Here is a 15,645-nt window from a genome sequence, read left to right on the forward strand (position 1 = left end):
AAAAGTAACGCTAGTTTCTGTAGTGGCTAAACTATTACATTACAATTTAGCAGTCAATAAAGACACTCTTATTTATGACTAGCAATATACAAACTTAATGTATAGCAATGCACAGACGGCAATTGACAAATCTGTCAAAGCGTAGAAAATAGGAAAGCCAATCGTCTCAGTTATGCAGAGCCACTTATATATAAATTCCTAACGCTTTGCGTAACATTAGGTGTCAAATACGTAGTGTAGAGCACAAAAATATGTAAAATCGCTTGCGCTCCTTATGCTGCCTTGATATAAAGACGATAACAAAGAAGAACCTGTTAATGCGCCAGTTAGGTAGTTTTTATTGCGTAAGCACCATGAGAGCGTTACAATACTTGGCGTGAGCATTTATTACCCCCTTAAACTTGAAGGAAATTTTATGAATAAGTCAGAATTAATTGATAGCATCGCAGACAAAAGTGGTCTAAATAAAACCCAAGCTGGTGATGCACTAAACGCTGTTATGGAAAGTGTTGGCGAAGCGCTAGAAGCTGGCGATAGCATCTCATTAGTTGGCTTTGGTACTTTCAGTGTGAAAGACCGTAAAGCACGCACTGGTCGCAACCCTAAGACTGGCGAAGAGCTAAGCATTCCAGCAAGCAAAGTACCAAGCTTCAAAGCTGGTAAAAACTTAAAAGAGCGCTTGAACTAAGCCGATTTTTTAAGCATAAAATGATAGTCGGTGGTCTATAGCTGAAGTAATGAGCTAACCATCGAAGAGAGCACCTAATATTTAGGTGCTTTTTTTATCGCTATAGTTTGTATCATGCGTCGTGAATATTTTGAGTCTGCATGAAAAATCACGTATCATAGGGCGCGCGATAGGTGTGTCATTTAAGTCAGATTTCTTTAGTAAATTTTGTTTTTTACTATAAAATGCATACGCTCTTACTCTTACCATTGCGAGCTTAGATAGCACTGATATTGGCAGGTTGCACTCAACAGCTCCCAACAGTATTACAATGGTTTTTCATCAATATAGGTTAATAAAGCAGAGATAACTATGGATAAATTGCGCGATTTCTTAAAAAGCTGGCCAGGTCGCATTTTATTGATTTTATGCCTATCGCCGCTCGCTCTCTTGGGTGTCGAAAGCTATTTTGGCGGCAACGTCGATCCCAACCAGATTGCGCAGGTAGGTGAGGCAAGCGTAGGACTGTCCGAGTATCAAGCTGCTGTCAATAGCCGTCGTTCTGAAGTACTAGAGCAAGTCGAAGATGCCAGCTTATTGAATGAAGATGTGCTTCATGAGCAAGTATTAAAGGGTCTAATCGACCGTACGTTGTTAGAGCAGCAAGCAGGCAAGCTTGGTATGACAGTCTCTGATGACACGATCAATCGTCTGCTGCGTCAAGAAGAAATATTCCAAGATGCAGAAGGTAACTTTTCAAACGATCAGTTCTCAAACTTCTTGCGTCAGCGCGGCATGACCAAAAACCAGCTATTTGCAGAATTTCGCAATCAGTTAAGCCTGGATCAACTAAACGCTAGTATCGTTGGTACGGCTGTCTATCCTATGCAAGCTGTTAGTCAATTGATTGACTTGCAACTTGAGTCGCGCAACGTTTGGGTGCATCGTTTTAATTGGCAAGATTATGCTGACAAAGTTAAGCTTAGCAAAGCAGATATTCAGTCCTACTATGATGCCAACAAAGACACATTGAAAAGTGCAGCGATGGTTGACTTGGCTTATATTCAGCTAAGCCCGCAAACTATCAAGGTTGATGAAGTAACCGCAGAAGAATTGCAGCAGCAGTATGAAGCATATAAGCAGAGCATTTCGGCTACTGATGAGCGTAAAGTCAGTCAGATTCTGTTTACTGGTAAAGATGCTAAAACAAGAGCAGATAAAGTCAAAGCACGTCTGAATAAAGGTGAAGCTTTTGCTGCGCTTGCTAAAGCAGAGTCGGACGATCCATCAGGTGAAACAGGGGGTGATATCGGACGCTTTAATCCGTCAGTGTTTGGCAGTGATGCAGATACTGTACAAGAGGCACTAGAAGGGTTGAGCGTTGGTGATGTGACTGCACCTATCAAAACCAGCTTTGGTTATCAGATATTTACGGTTACTGAAGACAATGGCAAAAAGATTCCAAGCCTAGACAGTATGCGTGATGAGCTGACTGCGAAAGCAAAAGAGTATAAACGTCAGGAAATCTATGCTGATAAAGTGACATCAATCAATGATTTGGCAGCAGATGGTTTCAGTATTGAAGATATTGCACAGCAAGAAAACGTCAGTCTAAAGCGTATCAAAGATTATCGTAAAGTGAACAACAAATCAGCACTGCCGCAACCAGCTGTGGTTAAACAGGCCTTTGATGAGTTTACTATTCAAGATCAGGCGGTAACGGCAGGCGTAGAAGTTGGCAACGGTACCGTATGGTTACAGCCAAGCAATTATCGTCCTACTAAGACGCTTGCTCTAGCAAATGCAACTCCAAGAATCACTCAAATACTCCGTCAGCAGAAAGCGACAGCATTAGCTTTAAAAGATGCTAAAGCATTGGCTGCTGGTATCAAGACGCCATCTGATATCAGTAAGCAATCGGTTAGTTTCCAAGCACTGGGTGAGATTAACCGTCAAACGACGCAGCTAACAGACAAAGAGCGCGGATTGGCATTTAGCCAGCAAGCTGCTGATAATGGTGTCGTTGCGATTGCTAGTGAGACTGAGATGGGTGCAACGCTACTGGTTGGAGACCATATTAAAACTGAGCAGCAGTCGCCACTGTCTGATATGCAACGAGCGCAAACAGCCAGTATTATCCGTGACAATTTAGGCCAAGATCAGTTGCAAGACTATTTGGACTATCTACGTATGGTGTATACGGTTGAGATTAATGAAAGCAACATGGCAAACGCGCAAGGACGCTAAGTATTTGTTAGATTATTATTCTTATTTTTAGACGTAAAAAAGCCACTGTATCAATTAATACAGTGGCTTTTTTTTGGATGATGCTTTAACGACAACTATCACGAATATGATATAGACTAAAAATCAGTCGCAGTGACAAATACAATTGCTGCGACTAATCCCAGTCTTAAACTAATAGGTGATTGTTTAATGGCGGAAATGGCGCATACCCGTGAATACCATCGCGATACCATGCTCATTAGCAGCAGCAATAGTTTCATCATCACGCATAGAGCCACCTGGCTGAATGATAGCAGAGATACCTACTTCAGCAGCATTGTCGATGCCATCACGGAAAGGGAAGAACGCATCTGATGCCATAACAGCACCTTCAGTTGCTAGTCCAGCATGTTCTGCTTTGATAGCAGCAATACGTGCTGAGTTAACGCGGCTCATTTGGCCTGCGCCAACACCGATAGTACGTTGGCCTTTTGCGTAGACAATGGCATTAGATTTGACGTATTTTGCCACGTTCCAGCTGAACAGTAGATCTGCCACTTGCGCTTCAGTTGGTTGTACATCAGTGACGATTTTTAGGTCGTTAGCAGTGATTAAACCAAGGTCTTGCTCTTGTACCAGTAAGCCACCGTTAACGCGCTTGTAGTCAAGTTGGATATCACGCTGATCTGGTGCTGGTAGCTCGCCGCATACCAAGACGCGTACGTTTTTCTTAGTAGCAGTCGCTTCAAGTACACCGTCTTCGATACTAGGTGCAATGATTACTTCTACGAACTGATTGTCGATAATGGCTTTTGCCGCAGCAAGCGTCAACGGACGGTTGAATGCAATGATACCGCCAAAAGATGATTCAGGATCGGTACTAAAAGCAGTACGATATGCCGCTACTTGGTCATTATTAACCGCGACACCACAAGGGTTGGCATGCTTAACAATAACGCAAGCAGGCGCGCTGAAAGCTTTAACGCACTCAAGCGCAGCATCGGTATCAGCGATGTTATTATAAGACAATGCTTTGCCTTGCAGTTGCTTAGCCGTTGCGATTGAGGCTTGTTTGCTTTTTAAAGGCTGGTTTTCAGTATAGAAAGCCGCGTTTTGATGCGGGTTTTCGCCGTAGCGTAGGTCTTGTGCTTTTTCAAGCTGTACATTGAATGTACGTGGGAAGTTTTCTGGTTCTTGAGTTTCGTTGACACGGCTACCTAAGAAGTTTGCAATCATACCGTCGTACTGTGCAGTATGCTCAAACGCCTTTACTGCCAAATCATAACGTAAAGCAGTCGTCAGTTCAGTACCACCATCTAAGGCGTTAAGTACACGGTCATAATCAGCTGGATCAGTGACGATACCCACATGAGCGTGGTTTTTCGCCGCTGAACGTACCATGGTAGGGCCACCAATATCGATGTTTTCGATAGCGTCGTTCATAGTTACGTCAGCACGTGCGATCGTTTCAGCAAACGGATATAAGTTCACGACGACCAAGTCGATACGTTCGATCGCATGATCACTCATTACTGCATCATCTGTACCACGGCGTCCTAGAATACCACCGTGAATCTTAGGATGTAGCGTTTTAACACGGCCATCCATCATTTCAGGAAAGCCTGTGTAATCTGATACTTCAGTCACGTCGACGTTGTTTTCTGTGAGCAAGCGATAAGTACCGCCAGTAGATAATAAACCAAAACCTGCTTTGAGAAGGCCTTGAGCAAACTCGACGATATTAGACTTATCGGAGACCGATAGTAGGGCAAGTGGGGTTGTACTCATAAGAAATTTTCCATAAAAAAAGCCTGACGTAAACGTCTGGCAAGGTGATGATGACAATGGTATGCCGTATCATGATAGATAAAGCGCGGAACATTTAATTGCCATACATAATGATAGTCAATGATGGGTAAGCTCATATAACAATGTTACATTAAATCATAGGTTTTCATTTTTTTGCGCAAAGTGCCTCGATTTAGACCTAGTATCTGAGCACATTTGGTTTGGTTGCCTCTTGTTTTTTCTAGGACGACAGATAGGAGAGGCTCTTCGACTTGCTTTAAAATCAGCTCATATAAATCAGTGGGCATCTCATCTCCTAGCATCGCAAAGTACTGACGTACCACACGCTCTACATGAACTCGTAGAGGTTGCTGCGCACTACTTGTATAGTTTTGATTAGCAAAATCAAAGCCGTGCGTAGGTGGTTGGTATTCGTCTTTATTATAATCGGCAGGGTGCTCAGAGCTTTTAGCAAAATGATTGGCATTATGCTGTGCATGAGGTGCCATAAAATAATATCCTTGAGATGAAGAAAAATTCTGATTGTGAGGGGTCAGAACCATAGTATATCAAATTAATATCGCCTAGCGCTGATAGATTCATCGTTATCTTGGCTATCACGGTTTAATTGAAAGTGAATTTACGGTATGTTTTCTACTCACGCTTATTTATATATGACACCCTACTTTAATAAAGAGCGGTCATAGTGATGTCGCGAATCTGCGCATTAGCGACAGGGATAGTGAATAGTAGCTGTCTATCTGTATTGGCAGCTAACTGACTTTGCTTGCCTAATAAATAATCGTTTGGATCCGCAATGAACTCTCCAATAAGCCCGTCTTTACCATAAACGCTTATTTTTACATTTGGGTATAGTTGTGCTTGCGGGCTGCCGTTACTTAGAGTAGCGCCTATATCGCTAAATGTACCAGCGGTTTTAATCTGACTGCTTCTATGAAAGGTATTGCTGATGGTAAGCACTGATAAGTCTGCACTAGGCAAGCTGCAGGCAGCGACAGAGCATATTGATTGGAGACGCTGAGCATAAGCTGGGTTTTTGACTAAATTTTCTAAGTTAAAAATAACATACTGTGCCGCGAGTAGGAGTGCTAGAACCAAACAACCTAATATCCATAATAATGATGCAATTGAACGTGTCGTTTGGGTTGGTGCAAACGGTAGCTGTGTTTTTCTTAAACGTTCGTCGGCAACAGGGTCTTCATCTTTAACGGGTACTCCCATATCAGACAGAAGCTGTGATAAGTCTGTATCATCTGGTGGTGTTTCTTCGTCTTTATTTTGTTCTTCTAATAGTTTTTGCAGCCATGAATTGTTATCAGTACTCTCAACATTGGCATGAATATCATTGGCCGCTGCCGAGCTGAGCATGTCCTGTGTTGATGAGGATGCTGATATTGTACTAGTAGATGGTTTCTTTATTGATGGATTAGGGCTAGGGCTTTTGATAGTTTCTTTAGAAGAGGGTACTTTTGGTTTTTCTGTGGTTGCTACGCTAGGACTGGTATTACTGGCTTGAGTCAACCATGCATCCATGCTATCTAATGAGTCATACTCTTGAACGTTCTCTTCTGGATCGTCTATATCCATATCATCATAAATTAAGTCATCATGAATCAAAATATCAGATGATTTTTTCTTACTGATTGAAGGTGTAGGGCGATTTGGCACATTTTGAGGGTTATGCTGATTGCTACTAGTAGTCGCTTTTTGCTCATTCGAAATTGGTTGAGTTTGAGCTTTTTGTTGAGCAGGAATGTTTTTTTGTGATGTTGGCTTTTGAATGACCTCAGAATTTACCACAAGGTGCTTATTGACCAAAAAGCTTTGCTGGCACCGATCACAGCTGATGGTAGCATTGACTTGATTCAGTTGAGTTTGTTTAACGCTATAGCAAGTTTGGCAATGGGGGCATTGGGTTTTTATTGGTGTGGTCATAGAGGCGAATCCAAAAAAGTATGGTTATCAATACCGCTTAGCCACTCACCAATAGCTGCCCACAATACTCATTGTACTTTTTAAATTTCGATAAATTATGGGCAAAGATAGAGTGGCGTCAAACACATAACATTTGACTGCCCTCTATCGTAACAGATGTAATTAAATGTTGCTAGCTGGTAAATGTACCTGATAAACGCTGCCAATGTTGGTCTTCTTGCGCAGTAAAAGCATGCTTAGGATCCAGTGCAAAATATGGCTGATAAGCTTCAGTGACTTGCTCGGTTTGTGACTCAATCAAACCTGCCAATACGATACGGCCCTTTGGCGCAATCAGTGTTGCAAAGTAAGGTGCTAAACCAATAAGCGGCTTTGCTAGAATATTGGCAACGATCACTTCTACAGGCAACACATCATGTTGCGAGCAGTACTCTGTAAATTCTTCTGGCAAAAATGCCTGTAAACGATCGCCTACATTGTTGCGTACCGCATTCTGATTGGTAGCAAGTACCGCCTGCGGGTCAATATCGACTGCATATACCTGACGTGCACCCAATAGCAAAGCAGCAATCCCTAGAATGCCTGAACCACAACCGTAATCGATAACCACTTTGTCTGTTAGGTCTTGCTCTGTTAGCCAGTCTAGGCACAGGCGAGTCGTAGCATGATAGCCAGTACCAAATGCCAAGCCAGGATCCATAATTATATTGGTGGCTTCAGGGTTAGGCGGCGTTAGCCAGTCAGGTACAATCCATAAGTCATTAGCACATTCGATAGGATGATAGTTGCTCATCCACTCGCGCTCCCAGTCCTTATCATCAACAGCCGTTAGCCAAATACGAGTAGCCTGTACTTGTGCAGCAATTTCATGACTTAATTGCTCAACCGCTTGACGACTACCAGCATCAGTAGTCGCATCAAATAGCCCTGTTAGTATCACTTCATCCCAAAGCGGTGATTCACCTGGAAGTGGCTCAAACAGAGGTTGATCGCCAGCATCGTCTAAAGCTATTGATAATGCGCCTGCTTCTAATAAAAGCGCTTCAGCCAAGTCGACGTTTGATTTTTCGCATTGTAAATGCAGTTGTTGCCATGCCATAAAGATAACCTTAAGCGGAAATAAAAATAAGTGTAGGTGTTAGGGGTTGCCCTAGATGAATCTACATACAATGAAATGTATGCTGTATATAGATGTTTTAACTAATGAATCTAAAATGTGCAGATATCAGCTATTAGCGCAATGCTTGTTTTGCTTCATTGACCACGCGTGAGTTACCCTGAGCTTGTCCTGATTGCAATATAACTTGCCATAGTGCTCGTCTACGACTGCTATCTTGAGAGACGCTAAGACCACGACGTGCCATTGCTTCTGCTTTACGAGGCTGGTTCTTTTTTAATGCTACTTGTGCCAAATAGAAGTATACCGCCGATGATTTGGGCGCTAGACGCTGTGCACGGGTAAAGCTGCTCTCGGCATTAGTTAGATTGCCCGCTTTCAACTGACTGATACCTACTTGCATCAAATTGCGAAATGCGGGTAGATTACTATTGTTGCTGGCAGATTGTTGAGTACGCTGCTGCGAGTTTCTTCTAGCGTGCTCAAGTAACTCATTATGCGACGGTACCGATGGTTCAGAGATGATATAGTCGTTACGAGAAGGCGCAATGATAACGGGGTCAGGCTGTGTTATTTCTGGAGCAGGAGGCGTAAATACAGGTGTCTCTTGCGTTAACGGATTTGGTGTTTCGGACTGTTCAACCGCATCGTAAGGCTCGGTTGGATAGTTGCTTTGATCATTCGCTTCCGTGACAGGCGCTTGAGCAGTTGTCGTTGATGGCACGGTCGGTTGTGACGTTGGTAATGTTTGAACAGGCGTGGTTTGCACTGTGGTCGATGTGCTAGGTGCCGTCTGACAAGCACTTAGACTTAGCATGCCAACGATCGCGCTGGCTGCAAGTAAGGCATTGCTTGACGTAATTTTATTACGCCATAGGATTATGGTTTGTTTTACTGAAGTAGTTGTCCATAAAGATGACACCATCATGTTAAAACCTTTTTTAAATATTAAAAGCTAAATATCAAAAACACTATTAGAACCACTCAATAGCTAGAGCTATTCAACAGCTAGAGCTATTCAACAGCTAGAACCATTCAACAGCTAGAACCATTCAACAGCGCGGTCGTACCAAGTATCAGCACGGTCTTCATCACCTTCACTTTGCTCGCTGCTACCTTCTGCACCATCAGATTCAACAGCTTCACCATTTGGAATTTCTAAACCTTCGCGGCGACGTTGTTGATTGATATCACCTTGCTGGTTCTGAAACTGTGTCTGTTCACGAGCGCGATCTTGCTGATACAGGCTCAGCGCACAACTGCTGGCTTCTTCTGGTAGGTGAGCTGACATTACTGGTAGGTAGCGAGCGTTAGCACAGCGCTCATTAGACAGTTTGCCTGAATTGTTCTCTAGCCATAACCACTCGATACCTTCTGGCTCTGGTAGAGCAACCGGAGTCAGCTTTAGGCGTTTCATATAATCTACCCAAACTGGTAAGGCGCCAGTACCACCACTCAAGCCAATCGGTTTATTATCATCACGACCAACCCAAACGACACTCACATAGTTACCACTATAACCTGCAAACCAAGCATCACGGTAGTCGTTTGTTGTACCTGTTTTTCCGGCTAGGTTTAAATTACTGCCGAGTGATTGGGCGCGTCTGGCCGTACCATTTGAGACGACTTGCTGTAATGCATAGTTGGTCAAAAAGTTGGTTTCAGGTGGAATGCTACGCTGAGTGTTAAGCCCAGTACGCTGTAAGATACGGCCGCGATCATCAATGACCGTACGAATACTATGAATAGGAGTGCGGAAACCACCAGTGGCAAATACTTGGTAAATACCAAGCATGTCCATCGGACTCAAATTAACTGAGCCTAACAATGCTGATGGGTAAGGTGGGATTTTTTCTTTGATACCCATGCGCTGTAATTGCTTAGCAAAGGTATTAACGCCGAACTCCATACCTAAGCGTACTGCCGCTTGGTTATACGATTGAGACAGTGCCGTGGTAAATGGTACATAGCCATGATCACGGTTGTCGTAGTTTTTAGGGTTCCAGTCAGTACCGTCGTTTAGATTGACCGTAATAGGGGAGTCATCTACTGAACTGGCCAAGTTGTAACGACCGCTCTCAAGCGCAGTCATATAAATGATAGGCTTCAGCAACGAGCCAACTTGGCGTTTGGCATCGACCGCGCGGTTAAACCCTGTAAATTCACTACCACTACCCACAACAGATACTAGCTCGCCAGTCTCAGGATTAGCACTGACTAACGCGCCTTGTAAATCCTTAGTTTTGCTACTGTTGCGACGTAGCTCACCAAGTTTTCTATCAACGGCTTTGTCTGCGGCCAATTGAGCGATAGGGTCTAGAGTACTGATAATAATCAGACCTTCGTTCTTGAGGTCATCAGAATAATAAACGGTATTTAGCTCACGTTTGACAATATCTAAGAAGTCAGGGAACTGACTTTTGCCTTCAGCAGGCTTATCCACAATACCAAGCGGTTGTTTCAATGCTTTGTCATAGTCTTCTTGGCTCAATGTGCCCATGGTCAGCATATTGTTAAGTACCACATCACGGCGTGCTTTTGAATCGTTTGGATTGCGACGTGGGTTATAGATACTTGGGCCTTTTGCCATACCAACCAGCATCGCTTGCTGATCTAAGCGCAGCTCATTAAGAGGTTTGTCAAAATAAAACTGCGATGCCAAACCAAAACCATTAATAGAGCGATTGCCATTTTGACCCAAATAAATCTCGTTCAAATAGGTCTGTAAAATTTCATCTTTGCTGTAATGCAGCTCAAGTAACACGGCCATCAATGCTTCATTGGCTTTGCGTTTGATAGTGCGATCTGAGTTGAGATAGAAGTTTTTGATCAGCTGCTGAGTGATGGTCGAGCCACCTTGTCTAGCACCACCAGTAAAGTTATTGATTACGGCACGGGCGATACCACGTACTGATACCCCTTTGTGCTCATAAAACGCGCGATCTTCGGTAGCGATAAGGGCATCAATTAACGGCTGAGGCACTTCGTCCAAAGACACAACCATCCGATCTTCATTGCTGTCTGGATAGATACCACCGATACTGACGGGCTCTAGACGAATGATGCCGCTCTTGGCAGGCAGGGTACTCTGGATAGATTCTATTTTATTGCCAGAAATCGTCATTTTGATGACTTGCTCGGCATCTTTATCATTAGCACTATACGTAAAGCCGCGCGTGTGAATAAAGTAAGTATTGCCTGTCCGATGATAGGTACCCGTGCGGTCATAAGCTTTGTTGCTTTGATAATTGAGCAACTCTAGCCATGTCTTCATTGTATCTCTATCAACATTGGCGCCTTGGTACAGCTCAAGCGGCTGCGAATACACTTTGGCTGGAATGTCCCAGCGCTTGCCCTCAAACTTATGAGTAATGGTGCGATCAAGTTTGATCAAATACAGTGCCAATAGCACCATGCCTGCGATAATGATAATTAATAGCAGACTACTAAAAACCAAGCCGCGCTGCTGCGAGGGTAGCGTGTTCATAGCAGACTTAGATGACGCTGATAACTTGGTATTTGGTAACTTGTAATTAGGTTTTTGCACGGATGTCGCACCATTTTTGGATAAAAAACTGCCTCATAATGACGCAAATTGACAAATTTTTCAATCTATCATCGTCAACACAGGCATTTATTGGTCGTAGACCATGAGCGATGGTACTGCTCATAGCGATGGCTTATAGTATAATCCCTATTAAAATACCGATACTTGTAATAAAGCGTCAGTCACTTTCAATCTGGTAGATAAACGCCATATAAGATAACAATTTACGATTGCCCTCACGATGTATTTTGTATGAATTCGCTGTTGCTAATTGTTTGCTATTAGCCGTCCGTTATCAATATTATGCTACTAGCGGTAGTGATATTTATGTGATTAAAAACGGCTCTATTGCATGACGTACAGTACAGTCAATACGAGCAAGTTTGCTTTAAATGAATGCATTTTAAGCAAGCCTGTCAAAGGAAGTAAGCGCGACTATGTCTAGTATCCCATCATCAGTATCATCTGCTACCAATCATTCTTATGAAGACACTTCTATCATCGAAGGCTTAGTGCTTCCGTTGGCTGACCACTGTTTTCACTGCGGTGACCCCGTACCTCAGCCACCGTTTTATGCTGAGATATTAGGTCAGTCACGAGAGATGTGTTGTATGGGCTGTCAATTAGCTGCCCAAAGCATAGTAGAGGCTGGTCTTGAGCAATATTATCTTGACCGTTCAGAGATTAACCGTACGGCAAGTTTGCCAACTCAGCTGACGCGCCTCGAGGTCTATGATCATGACGAGATAAAATCACAGTTCGTTTACGCGCAAGATGGGATGTCAGTAGCAGAGCTGTCTGTTAATAACTTACGCTGTGCTGCCTGTACTTGGCTGATTGAGTCGCGTCTCGATGAGTTAGAGGGTATTGGTAAATGTCAGGTAAATTTGACCAACCAGCGTATGCGGGTTATTTGGGATGAAGATAAGTTACCTATCAGTCGTATTCTAGCGGTCATCAATGAAATCGGCTACGAAGCCAAGCCTTATCGCCAAGATACTCATGAAGCAATGCTGGCACGTCATAATAATCAAATGCTATTGCGTCTCGGCATCGCTGCACTAGGTTCGATGCAAGCGATGATGTATGCCGTTGCGCTTTATTTTGGTGAATATAGCGACATGTTGATATTCCAACGTGACTTTTTGCGTTGGGTGTCTTTATTTGTGAGCACGCCTGTTTTTTTCTATGCTGGTATTCCTTTTTTTACCTCTGCATGGTCAGCAATTCGTGCCCGCCAAGTCAATATGGATGTGCCTGTTAGTCTTGCCTTGATTATCACCTTCTTTGCCAGTCTATACGCCACCATTACTGGACAAGGGGAGACATACTATGACTCGGTCAGCATGTTTATTTTCTTTTTGCTGGCAGGGCGTTATATCGAGCACAATGCACGTCTAAAAGCCGCGACTATGGCTAATGATTTGGTGGTGGTTGAGCCGGTATTGGTACAAAAAATCGCTGAAGACAAAGCAGCTGCTAAGCGTATTTTACAACTGCTAAAAGAAAATACGTCTCAACAAGATGAGCTTATTAAAAGTGAGCTTACTGAAAATGAAACTATTAAAGGTGAGTCAACTACAGTAGAGCCGATGCCTGATTTTATGCAGCGTATGGATGCCAATGTTCATACGCTCACATCGCGTATCGCTCAAGACTGGCAGCAGTCACGCAACCAACAGAGTGCGCTATCACAACCCGAAGGCGATATAGAGTCGAAGCAAATGGTCACCGCTCACAGTCTGCAAGTGGGTGACATCATTTTGGTTGAGGCAGGTTCAGAAATTATCAGTGATGGTATCTTGCTAAGTTCTACTGCAACGGTGTCACAAAGTCTCCTAACGGGCGAGGGTGATTTAATCATCAAATCTCAAGGTGATTACATCGTCGGCGGTGCACAAAACGATAGCCAGCCGTTTGAAATGCTAGTCACTGCATTGACAAAAGATAGTCAGATAGGTTTAATTGATCGATTGATGAATCGTGCCATGAGCGAAAAACCCAAATTGGCGCAGCAAGCAGATAAGCTGGCACGTTGGTTTGTGGCGCGCATTTTGGTGCTGTCAGTCTTGGTATTTGTCGGCTGGTATCTCGTTCATCCAAGCCAAGCGATTTGGGCAACCGTGGCAGTCTTGGTCGCTACTTGTCCTTGTGCACTATCATTGGCGACGCCGATTGCCTTGACCGTCTCAACCAATCGTCTGGCCAGCTATGGTTTTTTGACGACCCGTGGCCATACCTTACAAACGCTGGCTGAAATCACGCATGTTGCTTTTGATAAGACAGGTACGCTGACTTATGGCAAACCAAATCTATTAAATATCGAGTTAATCACACCAAAGAGCCAGACCGAATCTGATGGTTTATCTTTAATGGCTCAAAAAGATATGCTGTTGGCAATTGCAGCTGCGCTAGAAGTAGGGAGTCGTCATCCAATTGCCCATGCGTTACTGACGGCGGCCTATCAGTTACATCTACCATCGACGCAAGCCGTACAGCATTATCCAGCGGGGGGTGTAGAAGCGATGATTGATGGTACTGTATATCGAATCGGTCATAAAGATTTTGCGTTAGACAGAACAGATAATAGCGCCAATGATATAGATGCAAACGATGATTTACCCATCGAGCTAGTAGCTCAGCGAGCCAGCTCAGCAGTGGTATTGTCTTATCAAAACACTGATAGCAAAAAATGGCAGGCGCTGGCATGCTTTTATTTCAATGACAAGGTACGTGATAGTGCGCAGTCGATGCTCGATACGCTCAAAGAACTAGGTATCGAGTCTGTTATGTTGACAGGTGATCCAAGCCCGCAAGCGTTAGTGATGGCTGAGAACTTGGGAATGCAAGCTGCGTATAATGGACTATCACCAACTGATAAGGTCAATCATATTCAGCAGTTGCAAGCTAACGGTGCTGTGGTATTGATGGTAGGTGATGGTATCAACGATGCACCAGTGCTAGCAGCAGCAGATGTCTCAACCTCGATTGCAGGTGCGGCAGACTTAGCACAAGTATCCAGTGATAGTATTATCTTAAATGGACAAATCGAGGCCATCACTGCGGCTAAACGCATCTCTGATAAGACGGAACGTATTATCAAGCAAAATTTCCGCTGGGCACTCGCTTACAACAGTATTGTTCTGATACCAGCTGCTTTAGGCTATGTGCCACCATGGCTCGCTGCGATCGGTATGTCGCTCAGTTCGCTATTTGTCGTGTTAAATGCATTGCGTCTAAAACGTGCTTAGTCTCTTTAAAAAGTATTTAATGTAAACAGGTCTGTAAAGTTTGCCCATAAAAAAACCGCCTTCCATCAAATGAAAGGCGGTTTTTTCTATACAGAGATACTGTTAAGTAGCTCTTACAATCAGTCTTGTAGATAGCTTAATAGACGCACAAATTCGATATACATCCAAACTAGGGTCGCAAGAATACCAATACTGAACAACCACTCGTAATCTTCAGACACACCCATCGCAACACCGCGATCAATATTATCGAAATCTAATAGCAAGGTGAAAGAAGCGATAACGATGACAAATAAGCTAAAGCCAATAGCGATAGCGCCACCTTCAAATAGGAACGGTAGTGATGAACCAAATGCTAGAGAAAGTACCCACTGTGCTACATAGACAAGCATAATGGCAATAACCGCCGAGGTCACGATAGAGCGGAACTTCTCAGTAACCTTAACTAAACCTGAACGATATAACCCAAGCATAACCGCAGCTGTGACGAAAGTTGCACACATTGCAGTGACTGGTACTGTTGGATACATTCTCATGAAAAATAATGAGATACCGCCCAAAAATATACCTTCTAACAAGGCGTAAGGCACTGCCAAAGTCTTGGCTTTTTGCGGCTTAAAGGTAATAAAAAGAGCCAGAACAAACGCAGCAATCATGCTACCAAAGGCTGCCATCGTAATAAAACCTTGCGATAAACCTGCCATAAGCGCATAAAAGAAAAAGCCCACACCAGTAATGGCTGATAAACCAAGTAACAAGCTGGTCTTTTGAATTACGCCCTTGACCGTCATTGGATTACCGCCGATCGCAAGTTCTGCGCGACTGACAATAGGATTGGCCATACATAAGTCCTTAATAATAAAATATAAAAATAGTGATGTTAGTTACTTTAGCAAAACCGCCATTATTGTCAACTGTGTTTGCGTGACAACTGCTGCGGTGCAACCTTAGGCTGTCCGTTGGCTAGCGCATCGGGCTACTGTATCGCTCAATACGCTAATTGAAAAACTGAACAGAAAGATCTGACTAAGTAAAACATTCGATAGCTTTTATATGGGGTCAGTTACGACAGTTAACAACGATAATTCATAAA

10 protein-coding genes are annotated in these 15,645 nt (G+C 43.4%); 3 read left to right on the top strand and 7 right to left on the bottom strand.

The window, feature by feature from the left end:
* Positions 1-415 precede the first annotated feature (415 nt).
* Positions 416-688: an HU family DNA-binding protein gene (locus tag ABFV72_RS00890; RefSeq protein WP_045445077.1), complete on the top strand. Its 273-nt coding sequence runs from the start codon at positions 416-418 to the stop codon at positions 686-688.
* Positions 689-1,039: 351 nt separating this feature from the next.
* A complete protein-coding gene (locus ABFV72_RS00895) occupies positions 1,040-2,914 on the top strand; it encodes a SurA N-terminal domain-containing protein (RefSeq protein WP_347161878.1) in 1,875 nt (624 codons plus the stop codon).
* Positions 2,915-3,100: 186 nt separating this feature from the next.
* Here the strand turns inward: ABFV72_RS00895 and purH are convergent, their stop codons facing one another.
* From purH to mrcB, 6 genes are all read right to left on the bottom strand, one after another.
* On the bottom strand, positions 3,101-4,681 hold the full coding sequence (purH, locus tag ABFV72_RS00900) for a bifunctional phosphoribosylaminoimidazolecarboxamide formyltransferase/IMP cyclohydrolase (RefSeq protein WP_347161880.1): 1,581 nt from the start codon (positions 4,679-4,681) through the stop codon (positions 3,101-3,103).
* A gap of 146 nt (positions 4,682-4,827) precedes the next feature.
* Positions 4,828-5,190, bottom strand: coding sequence for a DNA-binding transcriptional regulator Fis (fis, locus tag ABFV72_RS00905; protein ID WP_269117553.1), 363 nt, complete (start codon positions 5,188-5,190; stop codon positions 4,828-4,830).
* A gap of 178 nt (positions 5,191-5,368) precedes the next feature.
* Complete coding sequence (locus ABFV72_RS00910; RefSeq protein WP_347161882.1) at positions 5,369-6,637, bottom strand: DUF3426 domain-containing protein; 1,269 nt, start codon at positions 6,635-6,637, stop codon at positions 5,369-5,371.
* A 172-nt stretch (positions 6,638-6,809) separates the two neighbouring features.
* Complete coding sequence (gene prmA / locus ABFV72_RS00915) at positions 6,810-7,736, bottom strand: 50S ribosomal protein L11 methyltransferase (protein ID WP_102090395.1); 927 nt, start codon at positions 7,734-7,736, stop codon at positions 6,810-6,812.
* 133 nt (positions 7,737-7,869) lie between these two features.
* Positions 7,870-8,682: a tetratricopeptide repeat protein gene (locus ABFV72_RS00920; RefSeq protein WP_347161884.1), complete on the bottom strand. Its 813-nt coding sequence runs from the start codon at positions 8,680-8,682 to the stop codon at positions 7,870-7,872.
* A gap of 114 nt (positions 8,683-8,796) precedes the next feature.
* A complete protein-coding gene (mrcB, locus tag ABFV72_RS00925) occupies positions 8,797-11,301 on the bottom strand; it encodes a penicillin-binding protein 1B (RefSeq protein WP_431192057.1) in 2,505 nt (834 codons plus the stop codon).
* Positions 11,302-11,738: 437 nt separating this feature from the next.
* Here mrcB and ABFV72_RS00930 point away from each other — a divergent pair, with 437 nt between their 5' ends.
* Complete coding sequence (locus tag ABFV72_RS00930; protein WP_347161886.1) at positions 11,739-14,552, top strand: heavy metal translocating P-type ATPase; 2,814 nt, start codon at positions 11,739-11,741, stop codon at positions 14,550-14,552.
* A gap of 119 nt (positions 14,553-14,671) precedes the next feature.
* Here ABFV72_RS00930 and ABFV72_RS00935 read toward each other — a convergent pair whose 3' ends face one another.
* Complete coding sequence (locus tag ABFV72_RS00935) at positions 14,672-15,394, bottom strand: Bax inhibitor-1/YccA family protein (RefSeq protein WP_347161888.1); 723 nt, start codon at positions 15,392-15,394, stop codon at positions 14,672-14,674.
* Between the last annotated feature and the right edge of the window lie 251 nt (positions 15,395-15,645).

It is taken from the genome of Psychrobacter proteolyticus (assembly GCF_039762275.1).
GTDB lineage: Bacteria > Pseudomonadota > Gammaproteobacteria > Pseudomonadales > Moraxellaceae > Psychrobacter > Psychrobacter proteolyticus_C.

Excerpts from the sequence above, each read along its gene's own strand:
- ABFV72_RS00890 (WP_045445077.1), top strand. The coding sequence starts at position 416 with ATGAATAAGTCAGAATTAATTGATAGCATCGCAGACAAAAGTGGTCTA.
- ABFV72_RS00895 (WP_347161878.1), top strand. The coding sequence starts at position 1,040 with ATGGATAAATTGCGCGATTTCTTAAAAAGCTGGCCAGGTCGCATTTTA.
- purH (WP_347161880.1), bottom strand. The coding sequence starts at position 4,681 with ATGAGTACAACCCCACTTGCCCTACTATCGGTCTCCGATAAGTCTAAT.
- fis (WP_269117553.1), bottom strand. The coding sequence starts at position 5,190 with ATGGCACCTCATGCACAGCATAATGCCAATCATTTTGCTAAAAGCTCT.
- ABFV72_RS00910 (WP_347161882.1), bottom strand. The coding sequence starts at position 6,637 with ATGACCACACCAATAAAAACCCAATGCCCCCATTGCCAAACTTGCTAT.
- prmA (WP_102090395.1), bottom strand. The coding sequence starts at position 7,736 with ATGGCATGGCAACAACTGCATTTACAATGCGAAAAATCAAACGTCGAC.
- ABFV72_RS00920 (WP_347161884.1), bottom strand. The coding sequence starts at position 8,682 with ATGATGGTGTCATCTTTATGGACAACTACTTCAGTAAAACAAACCATA.
- ABFV72_RS00930 (WP_347161886.1), top strand. The coding sequence starts at position 11,739 with ATGTCTAGTATCCCATCATCAGTATCATCTGCTACCAATCATTCTTAT.
- ABFV72_RS00935 (WP_347161888.1), bottom strand. The coding sequence starts at position 15,394 with ATGGCCAATCCTATTGTCAGTCGCGCAGAACTTGCGATCGGCGGTAAT.